13 protein-coding genes are annotated in these 13168 nt (G+C 31.1%); 1 reads left to right on the forward strand and 12 read right to left on the reverse strand.

What is annotated here, in order from left to right; all coding sequences use genetic code 11:
* Nucleotide 1: 1 nt before the first annotated feature.
* Nucleotides 2–1399 carry a M17 family metallopeptidase gene (locus B5E92_RS01610; RefSeq protein ID WP_087298675.1) on the forward strand — a complete coding sequence of 466 codons (1398 nt, stop codon included), beginning with the start codon at nucleotides 2–4 and terminating at the stop codon, nucleotides 1397–1399.
* A 23-nt stretch (nucleotides 1400–1422) separates the two neighbouring features.
* Here B5E92_RS01610 and B5E92_RS01615 read toward each other — a convergent pair whose 3' ends face one another.
* The 12 genes from B5E92_RS01615 to B5E92_RS01670 all read right to left on the reverse strand — a co-directional run bounded on the left by B5E92_RS01615 (nucleotide 1423) and on the right by B5E92_RS01670 (nucleotide 12963).
* Complete coding sequence (locus B5E92_RS01615) at nucleotides 1423–1917, reverse strand: AAA family ATPase (protein WP_087298676.1); 495 nt, start codon at nucleotides 1915–1917, stop codon at nucleotides 1423–1425.
* A gap of 19 nt (nucleotides 1918–1936) precedes the next feature.
* Nucleotides 1937–2299 (reverse strand): transcriptional regulator Spx, encoded by a 363-nt coding sequence (gene spx / locus B5E92_RS01620; protein ID WP_087298677.1) that lies wholly within the window; start codon nucleotides 2297–2299, stop codon nucleotides 1937–1939.
* A gap of 24 nt (nucleotides 2300–2323) precedes the next feature.
* Nucleotides 2324–3091 carry a nucleoid occlusion protein gene (noc, locus tag B5E92_RS01625; protein WP_087298678.1) on the reverse strand — a complete coding sequence of 256 codons (768 nt, stop codon included), beginning with the start codon at nucleotides 3089–3091 and terminating at the stop codon, nucleotides 2324–2326.
* Nucleotides 3092–3099: 8 nt separating this feature from the next.
* Complete coding sequence (gene rsmG, locus B5E92_RS01630) at nucleotides 3100–3801, reverse strand: 16S rRNA (guanine(527)-N(7))-methyltransferase RsmG (protein WP_087298679.1); 702 nt, start codon at nucleotides 3799–3801, stop codon at nucleotides 3100–3102.
* A gap of 2 nt (nucleotides 3802–3803) precedes the next feature.
* Nucleotides 3804–5666 carry a tRNA uridine-5-carboxymethylaminomethyl(34) synthesis enzyme MnmG gene (mnmG, locus tag B5E92_RS01635; protein WP_087298680.1) on the reverse strand — a complete coding sequence of 621 codons (1863 nt, stop codon included), beginning with the start codon at nucleotides 5664–5666 and terminating at the stop codon, nucleotides 3804–3806.
* Between the two features lie 119 nt (nucleotides 5667–5785).
* The gene (locus tag B5E92_RS01640; protein ID WP_087298681.1) at nucleotides 5786–6715 is read right to left on the reverse strand and encodes a G5 domain-containing protein; all 930 of its coding nucleotides are present in this window, start codon (nucleotides 6713–6715) and stop codon (nucleotides 5786–5788) included.
* An 11-nt stretch (nucleotides 6716–6726) separates the two neighbouring features.
* Nucleotides 6727–7485, reverse strand: coding sequence for a TatD family hydrolase (locus B5E92_RS01645; RefSeq protein WP_087298682.1), 759 nt, complete (start codon nucleotides 7483–7485; stop codon nucleotides 6727–6729).
* A 472-nt stretch (nucleotides 7486–7957) separates the two neighbouring features.
* Nucleotides 7958–8719, reverse strand: a complete 762-nt coding sequence (locus B5E92_RS01650; RefSeq protein ID WP_087298683.1) for an ABC transporter ATP-binding protein — start codon at nucleotides 8717–8719, stop codon at nucleotides 7958–7960.
* Entirely contained in the window at nucleotides 8709–9692 is a 984-nt protein-coding gene (locus B5E92_RS01655; protein WP_087298684.1) for an iron ABC transporter permease, read from the reverse strand. The genes B5E92_RS01650 and B5E92_RS01655 overlap by 11 nt, the downstream gene beginning before the upstream one ends.
* On the reverse strand, nucleotides 9679–10569 hold the full coding sequence (gene isdE / locus B5E92_RS01660) for a heme ABC transporter substrate-binding protein IsdE (RefSeq protein WP_087298685.1): 891 nt from the start codon (nucleotides 10567–10569) through the stop codon (nucleotides 9679–9681). The genes B5E92_RS01655 and isdE overlap by 14 nt, the downstream gene beginning before the upstream one ends.
* Nucleotides 10547–11434 carry a heme-binding Shp domain-containing protein gene (locus tag B5E92_RS01665; protein WP_087298686.1) on the reverse strand — a complete coding sequence of 296 codons (888 nt, stop codon included), beginning with the start codon at nucleotides 11432–11434 and terminating at the stop codon, nucleotides 10547–10549. The genes isdE and B5E92_RS01665 overlap by 23 nt, the downstream gene beginning before the upstream one ends.
* Nucleotides 11425–12963, reverse strand: coding sequence for an NEAT domain-containing protein (locus tag B5E92_RS01670; protein ID WP_087298687.1), 1539 nt, complete (start codon nucleotides 12961–12963; stop codon nucleotides 11425–11427). The genes B5E92_RS01665 and B5E92_RS01670 overlap by 10 nt, the downstream gene beginning before the upstream one ends.
* Nucleotides 12964–13168: the final 205 nt, after the last annotated feature.

A 13168-nucleotide genomic window follows, 5' to 3' on the forward strand; every position in this document is an offset into this window, starting at 1 on the left:
TATGGAACAAATTAAAAATATTGATTTAAAATCATTAGATAAAAATCTAATCTATCCAATCTACTTAGAACAAGAAATCAATGTTCAAATAACGGATACATTAAACTGTAATCTTAATAGTATTATTAACAAAGAATACTTAAAAACTACAACTATTCACACTTTAAATAATTTTAATTTTGACACAATTACATTTATTTCTTTAGGTAGTAAAGATAAAGTAACTACTCAAACAATCAGAGATGTTGCTAAAAAAATTAAAACTGATAAACCATCTGTAATCTATCTTGAAGAAATTGAAACTTCAAAACTAGATATTAATACTATTACTACAACATTTATTGAAAGCTACTTAATCGAAGCATATCAAGAACAAAAAATTGGTCATGAACCACATAAAATTTCACCAATTGATATCATTTATAGTCAAAATGATCTTAAAGAAGCAATCAATAAGGGAATTAACTTAGGAAATGGTATTAACTATGCTCGTAAAATTAGTGATTTACCATCTAATTTAATGACTCCATATGATTTAGTTAAAGAAGCTAAAAAATTAGCACAACAATATAACATGGAATGTACAATCTTAGATAAAGATGATCTTGAAAAAATGAATGCTGGTGGAATATTATCAGTAAATAAAGGTAGTGATATTCCAGCCTACTTAATCTGTTTAAAATACACAAATGGTACAGGACCTTATAGCGCAGTAATTGGTAAAGGAATTACATTTGATTCTGGTGGTTATAATATAAAAAAGAATAGTTATGGTATGAAATATGATATGTGTGGTGGTGCTGATGTTTTAGGAATCATGCAAATTCTTGCTACCAACCAAGTTAAAGCAAATGTTTACGGTATTATACCAACAACAGAAAACTTAATTAATGGTGGGGCCTATAAACCTCAAGATGTCATTACAACTCTTGCTAAAAAGACTGTCGAAATTGTTAGTACTGATGCTGAAGGTCGCTTAATACTAGCTGATGCTATTACTTACGCTCAACAATTAGGTGCAACTAAATTAATTGATTTAGCTACTCTTACTGGGGCTTGCGTTGCTGCTTTAGGTGATTTATATACTGGTGTCTTTAGTAATGATGATGATTTTTATGAAAAATTTGCTCAATGCGCTAAACAAAGTGATGAAAAAGCTTGGCGTTTACCAATCGCTAAAGAATATTTTGATAAATTAAAATCTAATAGTGCTGATTTTAAAAATTCAGTTGGTAAACCTGGTGCAGGCGCTAGTGTTGCTGCGAACTTTTTAGCCGCTTTTGTAAACGATGATGTTAAATGGATCCATTTAGATATTGCCGGAACTGCTGATAATGACGGTACCGGAGCAACTGGGGCAATGATTCGTAGTGTTGTTAATTTTATTGCTGCAAACTAAAAACAGGATTGAAAAATCCTGTTTTATAATGCACAAATTTTAGCAGCTACTTCATCCACTGATAAATTAGAGACATCTATTTTTATCGTATCCAGCTTTTCATAAAGCTTAATTCGAGCCAGACTTCTCGTTAATACATCTTCTGTTCTAATACCTTGATCAATATCTTTTTGTAATCTTTTAATTAGTGCCTTTTCATTGCAAACTAACGAAATAACTTTAACATTTAAATTATCTGTATTAATTCTTGCAAGTAATTGATCAATAATACTTTGTTCATGCATTACCCAGCAAAAAATAATATTCTCATATACTGAACAGCCAATAAAATTATTTAACTGGTAACAAATATTATCAATTACCATTTTTTTAGTTTCTTCAGTGACTTGAAATGGATTCATATCCCAACACCAATCACCATCTAAAAAAACACTATTGGCCAACTTTAGTTTTAGCTTTTGACAAATAGTTGTTTTACCAACCCCCATTGTCCCGCCAATAATATAAATATTTTTCATTTTCTAATACTCCTTAAGCTTACTTTCTTAACCTTCTAGGAATAAAAGTTCTTATTTCTTCTTCATTATACCCTACTTGAAAACGGTGTTCGTCCATAATAATCGGCCTTTTTAAAATAGAAGGATTAGCTTTAATAAAAGCAATCAACTCTTCCATCTTCATACTTTCTAAATCAACAGTTGCTGATTTGAAAACTTTACTATTTTTAGAAATAATATCATCGGTTCCGTTTTCACAACGTTCTAATATCTCTTTTATCTCACTAGTATGTAAATCAGATGAAAAAATATTTTTTTCAATGAAGCTGAGATTATGTTCCTTTAACCAGGCAATCACCTTTCGACAAGATTGGCTAGCTGGTGTAGTATAAACTCTAATCATCAAATTCCCCCATCCCAACAAAGTTTATTTTTTTACACGTAAGATAATAACATATTCATCATCATTTTCTTCTGTTTCACTAGTTACTTCGACCCCTGATTTTAAAATTAAATCAGTTGCTTGATTGATCGTATTAATAGCAATCTTAAAATTTCGTGAAACAGCTTTAACAGTTCCTTTATTTTTTTTCTTAATTTTTGGCGGTTTATTAATTAAAGTCTCTGTTTGCTTTACATTTAATGATTTATCAATAACTTCATGTAAGACTTCTTCTTGTTTTTCTGGCTGTAAACTTAACATTGCTCGAGCATGACGTTCAGTAATCTGTTTAGATTTTAAAGCATCTTTTACTTCATCACTTAATTTTAATAATCTAAGTTTATTAGCAATCGTTGATTGTTTTTTACCAACTTTATTAGCTAGTTCAGTTTGGCTCATACCATAAGTATCGATTAATGTTTTATAAGCATTAGCTTCTTCAATTGGTGTTAAATCTTCTCGTTGGATGTTTTCAATAATTGCATAAGTATCCATTTGTTTATCATCAATATCTTTAATAATACATGGTACTGTCTTTAAACCAGCTAGTTTACATGCACGATAACGACGTTCACCGGCAATAATTTGATAATTTCGATTGTATTTTCTAACAATCAATGGCTGAATCAAACCATTTTCTTTAATTGACGTAGCCAATTCAGCAATTTTTTCATCATCAAAAATTGTTCTTGGTTGATTTTCATTAGCTTTGATTTTTTCAATATCTATTTGTTTATATACTTTCTCTAACATATTCTCTCCTATAAAGGCTGTTTTTTAATCTTACTAAACATTCGAGGATATTTACCTGGAGTAGCTTTAACTTTTTTGATAATTATATTGCTTCGATGATCATCATTAGTTAACGTAAAGTCGATTACTTCGTCAACACGACCACCCAATACTTTTATCCCATTACTTGCCTCTTTTAATTCTTCTTTAGCTTTTAATCCTTTAAGAGCTAAAAAATAGCCATTTACTTTTACCAGTGGTAAGCAAAGTTCATCAAGAATATTTAATCTAGCAACAGCTCTTGCCATAACAATATCGGCTTCCTGACGATGATCTTTAGCATATTCTTCAGCACGAGCACTTATTGCCTGACAATCTGTCAACTTTAATTCTTTAAATAAATGATTTAAAAAAGTTATTCTTTTTGTAAGTGAATCAACAATAGTAACCTTTAAATCAGGATACACTATTTTAAGAGGAATACTAGGAAAGCCAGCCCCAGCACCAACATCAATTATCTTTTGATTATTAAATTTAAAATTAAATGCAATTGTTAGTGAATCATAAAAATGTTTTAAATAAACCCCTTCTTGATCAGTAATCGCCGTTAAATTCATTTTTTGATTCCATTCAACTAAAAGTTCATAATATTTTTTAAACTGTTCAATCTGCAACGCAGTTAATTCAATTCCCTGCTGTTTCAGTTGATTAATAAATTCTTGTTCGTTCATATCTATTCCTCATTATATTTTTGTTTTAAATAAATCAATAACACTGAAATATCAGCAGGATTAATACCAGATATCCGCGTAGCTTGTCCAATTGTTAAAGGACGAATCTTATTTAATTTTTGTCTTGCTTCTAAAGCTAAATTCTTAACTTGATCATAGTCAATATCTGATGGAATTTTCTTTTCTTCCATCTTTGTTTGTTTTTCAGCTTGACGTTTTGCCTTATCTATATAGCCCTTATATTTAATCAAAATAGTAACACGACGACGTTGTTCTTCACTTAATTCTGGACCATCAACAAATGGCAAAATCATATCATATGTTAATTCAGGACGTTTAATTAATTCCTTAGCACTAATTCCTTCTGTTAAACGAGCTGAATTATACTGTTCTAATAAATCGTTTATTTCATGTTTTGGTGTAAAACGAATTGTATCCAAACGTTCAATTTCATCAAAAATACCTTTCATTTTTGCTAAATATTCATCATAAACCTCATCATTGATTAAACCTACATCATGGCCATATTTCATTAAACGTTCATCAGCATTATCATGACGAATTAATAAACGATACTCAGCACGACTAGTTAACATTCGATATGGCTCATCTGTTCCTTTAGTTACTAAGTCATCAATCATAACACCAATATAAGCTTCATCACGTTTTAAAACTAATGGTGCTTTTCCTTGTAATTTTAAACTAGCATTAATTCCAGCGATCAATCCTTGTCCAGCTGCTTCTTCATAACCGCTAGTTCCATTGATTTGACCAGCAGTAAATAAATTTTTAATTACTTTAGTTTCTAATGAAGGCCATAATTGTAAAGGATCAATAGCATCATATTCAATAGCATAAGCATATTTTAAAATCTTACAATTTTCTAGACCAGGTATCGTTCTAATCATTTCCTCTTGAACATCATGAGGTAACGAACTAGAAAAACCTTGAACATAAATAGTATTCATTTCTCTAGATTCTGGTTCTAAAAAAATCTGATGTTGTTTTTTATCAGCAAATTTTACAATCTTATCTTCAATTGATGGACAATAGCGTGGTCCAACTCCTTTTACGATACCACCATACATACTTGATTTGTGTAAATTATCTCGTATTATTTGATGTGTTTTTTCATTTGTATATGTTAAATAACATGGTACTTGTTGGTCAATTGGTACAAATTCTTTTGTTCTAAAACTAAAAGCCAATTTAGCATCAGTTCCTGGTTGTAACGTTGTTTTTGAATAATCAACACTATTAATATCCACTCGTGGTGGAGTTCCGGTTTTCAATCGTTGAATTCTAAAACCAAGCTTAGCTAAACGAGTTGATAAATATTTAGATTCTTTTTGTTGATCAGGTCCACTAGGATGTTTTTGATGACCACATAAAATTTCTGCTTTTAAATAAGTTCCAGTCGTTAAGATGACCATCTTACCCATAATTTTTTGACCATCATCTAAAATTACACCTTTAACTGTGTTATCTTCTACAATTAAATCTTCGACCATTCCTTCTACTATATCCAAGTTTTCTTGTTCTTTTAATACTTTTTGCATATAGCGAGGATATTTTATTTTATCAGCTTGACCACGTAAAGATTGAACTCCTGGGCCTTTTGCTGTATTTAACATTTTCATTTGTAAATATGTTTTATCAGCAGTTACTGCCATTTGCCCTCCTAGAGCATCTATTTCCCGGACAATAATTCCTTTTGCCGGTCCTCCAATTGAGGTATTACAAGGAAGGCTGCCAACATTATCAAAATTAGATGTTACTAAAACTGTTTTTTGTTTCATTCTTGCTGGTGCTAAAGCTGCTTCAATACCGGCATGCCCACCACCTACAACAATTATATCATACACGATTTTTTCCCTCCTTTAAGTCGTCTACTATTGTACTACAAAATCGCTATTTTTAAAACTATAAAGATTTTATTTACCAAATCATCGAAATAAAAAAAGATCAGACATAGCTGACCTTTCTATTTCCAGAAGTTCTTGCCACTTCCAACTGAAATAATTTTAAACTGGGTATTATTTGAGGTTCCACCGCTGAAATATTTACCAGCTTCAGTTCCATTAAAGATATCAATTTTATTACCTTTAATAGCTCCACCTCTATCAACAACAATACCATAGGCTGTTGATTCAATACTTAAATTATGATTAGAAATCTCAATAATTGTTCCAAATGGAATTGATGGATCGGCTGCTAAGCAATAATATGAGCGCCCATTATATGTTAATTTGGCACTATTAGATCCTTGTACTCCAGAAATTGGACTTAACTTAATACCACTAGAAGAAGTTCCATTACCTCCAGCACAATCACCACCATAAGTAGTTAATCGTCCTGTAAAGTAAGCTCCCTCCTGTAAAGTACCTGTTTCAATTATTGTATCAGTAGCTGGACTTATCACCTCGCTACCAATAAGCTGTCTGCTTACTTCATTTCCGTTTTGATAAGTTACTCGATAAGTATTTTTTACTTGGCCATCTTGCCCTTGTTGAGCAACTTTAGTCGTAAACAATTCTAATCCTGTTGTATTTATTGTATTGGATTTAACAGCAACTACTTCTTCTATATTTGCTTCGTTTACGCGGGTAATTTGAATCAAATCACCATCATTAACTACATAATTCAAATCTAAATTCACGATATCTTGTGGATTAACAACAATACCTAATTCATCAAGAACATCAGATACTGAGTTTTGTCTAACTAAATATCCTTTTTGTCCCGTATTACCATCTTCAACAGTTACATCAATTGTTTCCACATAGTTATCAATTTGATCAGTCGCACCAACATTAAATACAGCGAACATGATCCCGATATAGGCAATCATTACAACAACTAACCCCTTCATACGGGGGTCTGCTTTAATAACAGCCTCTTTAATTTTGTTCATTATTTTTCCTCCTATTTAATACCAAAAACTTTTTTGGCATTAAACGTTGTCGCCCTTGCAACGTTTTCTATTTCCATGTTTTTTAGCTTAGCTATTTCCTGGGCAATATACACAACATTTGCAGGCTCATTCAACTTACCTCGATATGGGTGAGGAGTCAAATAAGGACAGTCAGTTTCAATTAATAAATGCTCTAAATCAATATTTGCTGCCACATCTTTAGGAACTCGGGCATTTTTAAAGGTTACCGGTCCTGCCAACGAAATGTAAAAACCAATATCAATAAAGCGTTTGGCCATTTCTACCGATCCACTATAACAATGCATTATTCCTGGATGTCCATTGCGTTTTAAAACTTGATAGGTGTCCTCATAAGCATCACGACAATGAATTACTACTGGCTTTTGGTATTTTTTTGCTAATTCCATTTGCCAATTAAAAACCTCTAACTGTTTTTCTTTACTAACAGTATCCCAATAATAATCAAGTCCGATTTCACCTAAAGCTACAACACAAGGCTCTTTTAGGTACTCTTCCAACTCGTCCATATCTTCTTTAGTTGTATCTAAGCAGTCATTTGGTCCAATACCAACTGCTGCATATATAAAATCATATTGTTTTGCAAGTTCAACAGCTTTTTTAGAAGACTCTAGTGTATAGCCAACAACGACCATATTATTCACTTGATTATCCAAAGCTTTTTGAATAAACAAATCATGATTTTCAAATAATTCTTCACTATTTAAGTGACAATGAGTATCAAAGTACATAAATTCACCTCCGCTGTATATTAACAAAATCATATAGATTTGTCAAATATCTAAATGATATTTTCATAACACAGCTAAAAAAGCAACGATAAAATCGACACTTTTATAACTGAGTTCTCTTTTTAAACCTTAATCAAACAAAACTTTTTAGCCAAATCATAAATTTTTTGGATATTTAATACATTTATAGCAAGAATAGTTATAAAATGTAAATCGATTTTATAAACTAATTTTTGACAATTCTGCTACTATTATTCAAAAAAAAACAGACAGTTTACACTGCCTTTTTTATAGATATCAGGGAAAAGATATCCAAAGAGTAGTAGTCTTTTTTTGAGAAAGGATTGAAAAAAACATATTATTTTTGACTACACTGTTAGTATAAGCTATAATTTTCGTTCAATTTAGTCATGATTTTATAAGAATATCTTTAAATAATGGTAAATTATGGTTTAGAAATGATTAAATTATTTTATTGATAGTTTAAAACTATTTTTTGATTACCATGATCTATTACTTCTAATTTATAGTCATATAGCTGCTTTAGAGATTTAGGATTAATAACGTCATTAGGTTTTCCTTGAAATAAAATCTTTCCATCTTTCATTGCTACTATTTCATCACTATAATTAATTGCCTGATTAATATCATGGTGAACCATAATAATAGTCATTTTATAATCATGATTAATTTTTTTAATTAAATTTAATATTTCTATTTGATACTTTACATCTAAATAAGTTGTTGGTTCATCTAATAACAAAATTGGTGTTTTTTGACACAATGCAACTGCAAGCCAAACTCGTTGTTGTTGACCACCGGATAATTTAGCCAATTGGTGGTCTTGATATTTTTTTAAATTAGTTATTTCTAAAGCCCAATCAATGATTTGATAATCTTTTTCACCCAAACTTTGATGATAGCTAAGATATGGTAATCGACCATAACCAACAATTGTCTTAACATCTAAATCCCCATATATTTGATTCTTTTGATGAACTACTGCTACTTTTTTAGCAAAATTTTTCAATTTATAATCCCAGATATTTTTGCCATTTAGCTTAATTACACCCTCATTGCTTTTATAAATCCGGCTCAATAACATTAATAATGTCGATTTACCACTGCCATTTGGTCCAATGATTGAAGTAATTTTATTTTCTTGAAAAACTACCGATAAATCATCAATAAATGGCTTATTATGATAACTAAATCTAATATTATTAACTTCCATTTACATCAATACTCCGTTTCAATAAAATAATAAACAACGGTCCTCCAATAACAGCCATAATTATTGCTGGTGCTATTTCATAAGGCGCCATGATAACCCGTCCAATCGTATCAGTAATCAATAAAACAATCATCCCAATCAAAAAACTAACCGGTAATAAATATTTATGTTCTAAACCTACTAATAATCTAGAAACATGAGGAACTAACAAAGCGATAAAACCAATCACTCCAACAACCGAAACCGAAATGCTGCATAATAATACTGCTAATAATGACAAACCAAATCGATAAAAATTAACATTTACTCCTAATGTCGTTAAAGTCCTGTCTTCAAGAGCTAATAAATTACAAGCCTTAGCCATGAACATAGTAACTAATACTACTGGTAATAAACAAACTAGTAAAACAGTTACATTTTGCCAAGTATATAAAGCTACCGTTCCCGTTGCCTGACTTGTCAAAGATGCTGATGAACTTTCAACTAAGGACACTAGCGCGCTGATCGTATAATTTATTGCGACACCAATTAAAATAATTCTAGTTGTCTTAAATCCTGATTTCCACGACAAACTATATATAATTGCAAATGTAACAAGTCCACCTAAGAAAGCTATTAACCAGTTAATACTATAAAGCTGCGGTAATAATACCCCCGCTAAAATACTGGCAAGATTAGCACCATTACTAATACCAATAATTCCGGGATCAGCTAAAGGATTTTTTAGAACCACTTGGAATAATAATCCCGATAAAGCCAGAGCTCCACCGGCCAACATCATTACAATTACCCGTGGAAACCGAATCGTATAAACACTCGCTACCTCACTATCATATTCAATAAATAATCCTTTAAATAACTGTGGTATGGAAACCTGAATACTTCCTAGATTAATAGCAACAAAAAAACTCACAAATAATATTACTATTAGTACTAAAATAAATAATTTAGGATGTTTTTTAATTTGTGCCATATAAAATTCCCTCTAGATTTTCTAATCCCTTTTGGTAATTAAAATTAGCACTCATCCCAAAATAATTATTATCTAAATCATAAACACGACCATTTTGGACGGCACTAAATTGTGACCAGATAGCATTTTCTTGAAATTCTTTTTTAAAATACTCCATTACTTCCTCAGGCAAGGCGTGACTTGTTCTTAAGATGATATCCGGATTTTGTTGTAAGATATCTTCAACATTTACATTTACAAAATCCTGGCCATCACCATTACCATAAATATTAGTCCCACCTGCTAGTCTTACTAAATCACCGACATAACTAGATTCTGTTGCTACAACATAGCTACCACCTGGTAACCCCATTAATATTAAAACTCGGGGACTAGTTCGATTTTGATATTTTTCTCTAAATGCTACCATATAATCAACAAATTCATTTACAAGTTTAGCTGCTTTATCTTCTTTATCTGATAACTTTCCTAATTCTTCAATACTTTTAAACATTCCTGAAACACTTTTTAAATTCAGAAATGATGAACTAATACCAATTTTTTCATACTTAGCTGCCAAATCACCTTCTAATGAATTAGGACTTAATATCAAATCTGGTTTTAAAGTTGATAATGTTTCCATATCTGGTGCCATTGCAGTCCCTAACTCGGTTGCATTTTGATATTTTTTAGGTACTGAATAAGCTTCAGTTGTAGGAATTCCAATAACCTGATCAGCCGATATCTCTAAAGCTTCTAAAATTTCAGTCACTGCTACAGAAGTTGCTGCTATTGTTAATTTATCATTATTATTGCTAGCACCACTTTGATCAACACAGCCAACAAATGATAAAGTTAATATTAAAGCTAACAAACTACTTTTTAACTTTTTTAACATAATATATTCCTCCTGCTACAGCTATTAAAACAACCATCACTACTCCACCAATTATCATTGGTAAATTATTAGTTTGTTCTTTTGTTTCCCCACTATCTTTTTTTAGGTTTTTAACTGTTAATTTGGCGTCTTTATCCACCTTACCATCATCATCAATAATATAATTTGATAATCCTGTAACATTTTCCATCAATGACTCTTTGTTAATTGTCCCAACCTGTTGGTTTTCGGTTGTATTTGTAACAACAGTTTCTTGACTTACATTCTCTTCATTACTACTAGATTCATTATTTTGATCAGTACTAGAATTTGAAGTTGTAGTGTTATTACTTATACCATTACTATTTGAAGTTGCCGGAACCATTTGACTTTCATACATCCCTGTTCCAGGCGTCGCTGAATTTACATCAGCCTGGAAGAAAAATTGTACATTTCTTTTCATTGGTACTACATAAATAATCGGACTAATATATTCACTTGGTGAGTTTACCTGGATTCTAAAACGTTTAGCATTTGATGTACTAGTGCTTAATTCACTAGCACTAGCATTACGAAAACTCCCACTACTATTCATAATTTTAAAGCTGTAATCAGAAATATTATCAGCTAAATTAATTTCAAAAGTAAGATAATATTTTCCACCTGTTTGTTCTAATAACAATTGACTACTAATAATATTTGAACACATGCTTTCGCCAAGCGCAATATTAGTTCCACCATCTTCTGGTGAACCAGTATGAGGATTAACATAAGACGTGGAGCGTCCAACTAAGTACGCTCCATCGTCAAGGGCAAAAGCTGGTTTAATCGTGATTACTAATGTTAAAATTGTAATCAGTGTTAAAACAATCTTTTTTATTGCCATAATTTTCTTCTAACTAAATAACCCATAGTTACAAGTGATACAATTAATAATCCTCCCATTAATTCTATACTTGTATTATCACCAGTTTTTACAGCTGTGCTATTTGAACTAGCTGTATTATTATCTGTTGCAGGTACTGTTGTATCTGTTTTAGAATCATCAGTAGTCGGTTGATTATCATCACCCTTTACAATTGGTGCTTCAGTTGAAGCAGATACATATGTTAAAGTTGAATAATCCACTTTAATACGAGCATCAATATCCCCATTACCCATCATTGCTACATGGGGATTAACAACAACATTGAAAAATTCTTCTTCACTAGGTAAAGCAAATGACCATAATACTGGATTACCTTCATTGTCTCTTGCTTCTACAGTAGCCATATTGTCTTTATAATTACTATCGCTAGTAGAACCAATATATAATTCTTGTAATGCTGCTTCTAAACTTGCAAATGACATTTTTTTAGTTGTTAAATACATTGTTTTTACACCATCTTTAACCACAACGGTTGCCATTTCATCAACTGCTTCTGCTGCCATTGAAGCTTTATCCTGAGTCGCATTCCACAATGCAACTTTGACATTATATGTACCATCTTTACTAAATTTTGAAGTTTCTTTATCGTCTTCAACCAATACCGGATTATCTAATCCTAAAGATAATCTAGCCTCAGCACCACGTGAACTTCCACCGTAATAGAATTTTACATTAGTATATTTAGTATTTTTATCTAATGTAAATTTAATTTGTGAAACATTGCCGTCACTATCATAATCTGTAACTTCGGCTGTTTTGTATGTCCCATCAGCTAATTGATATTCCATATTATCAACATAGGCCGTTTGACCATAAACCGTTACTGATCCCATTTCCAATGTAACAATTAATTTGCCACCATTAGCTTCTACTACTGCACTTTTTACTGCTTGAGCTGCCATAGATTGATCATCACTATCCGTTTTTAAAACATCAACAGCTACTTCATATTTACCATTTTCTAAATTATAGACCGGATTTTCTGGTTCTGGTTTAGGAATAATAATTCCATCTGTATTAAACTGAATGTAAGCATCAGTTGTCATCATCATCACATCAACATACATCTGGATATAGACACCTTCACTATCAACGGCTACTGGTATTTTTACTTTTTCAACCTGTTGAGCCCCTGAAGCATCAGTTCGATAACTAATAACTTCGGCATCGTTTAATGATGAATTAGTATCTGTTTCATAGTATTTGATATTTGAGGCATTACCTGAAAATCCAAACATACTTAATGTTTTAAATTCAGCAATCAAATACCATTTACCATCAATTATTTCTAGAGTTCCTTCATCAGCTAATGCTCCTGCTGCCTTTGAATCATTATTAATATTTGAGGCATTCTTCAAAACGGTTGATACTATGTAACTACCATCGGGCAAAGTGCCATTTTCTTGAGCGCTAACTCCATTTAATGAAGCTAATTGAATCCCAAAAGCCATCATTAAAACTAATGCAACTTTTAATATTTTTTTCATATTCTCCTCCTCTTAGATATATTTGTTAGTTTTTTCTAACTTAAATATCAAAAAAAATATTTTCTTTAAGTTAGTTAAAACTAACCACAACGGAATTTTAACAGTATTTCTACTCATTTCAACTACATTTTTTGTTTCAATCCTGCAACAAAATAACAAAATATCTTACTGTTTTAAAATAATTTATTTGTTGTACCCCACGAAA

The sequence above is a fragment of the Erysipelatoclostridium sp. An15 genome, from assembly GCF_002160675.1.
GTDB classification, from domain to species: domain Bacteria; phylum Bacillota_I; class Bacilli_A; order Erysipelotrichales; family Coprobacillaceae; genus Thomasclavelia; species Thomasclavelia merdavium.

Excerpts from the sequence above, each read along its gene's own strand:
- B5E92_RS01610 (WP_087298675.1), top strand. The coding sequence starts at position 2 with ATGGAACAAATTAAAAATATTGATTTAAAATCATTAGATAAAAATCTA.
- B5E92_RS01615 (WP_087298676.1), bottom strand. The coding sequence starts at position 1,917 with ATGAAAAATATTTATATTATTGGCGGGACAATGGGGGTTGGTAAAACA.
- spx (WP_087298677.1), bottom strand. The coding sequence starts at position 2,299 with ATGATTAGAGTTTATACTACACCAGCTAGCCAATCTTGTCGAAAGGTG.
- noc (WP_087298678.1), bottom strand. The coding sequence starts at position 3,091 with ATGTTAGAGAAAGTATATAAACAAATAGATATTGAAAAAATCAAAGCT.
- rsmG (WP_087298679.1), bottom strand. The coding sequence starts at position 3,801 with ATGAACGAACAAGAATTTATTAATCAACTGAAACAGCAGGGAATTGAA.
- B5E92_RS01640 (WP_087298681.1), bottom strand. The coding sequence starts at position 6,715 with ATGAACAAAATTAAAGAGGCTGTTATTAAAGCAGACCCCCGTATGAAG.
- B5E92_RS01645 (WP_087298682.1), bottom strand. The coding sequence starts at position 7,485 with ATGTACTTTGATACTCATTGTCACTTAAATAGTGAAGAATTATTTGAA.
- B5E92_RS01650 (WP_087298683.1), bottom strand. The coding sequence starts at position 8,719 with ATGGAAGTTAATAATATTAGATTTAGTTATCATAATAAGCCATTTATT.
- B5E92_RS01655 (WP_087298684.1), bottom strand. The coding sequence starts at position 9,692 with ATGGCACAAATTAAAAAACATCCTAAATTATTTATTTTAGTACTAATA.
- isdE (WP_087298685.1), bottom strand. The coding sequence starts at position 10,569 with ATGTTAAAAAAGTTAAAAAGTAGTTTGTTAGCTTTAATATTAACTTTA.
- B5E92_RS01665 (WP_087298686.1), bottom strand. The coding sequence starts at position 11,434 with ATGGCAATAAAAAAGATTGTTTTAACACTGATTACAATTTTAACATTA.
- B5E92_RS01670 (WP_087298687.1), bottom strand. The coding sequence starts at position 12,963 with ATGAAAAAAATATTAAAAGTTGCATTAGTTTTAATGATGGCTTTTGGG.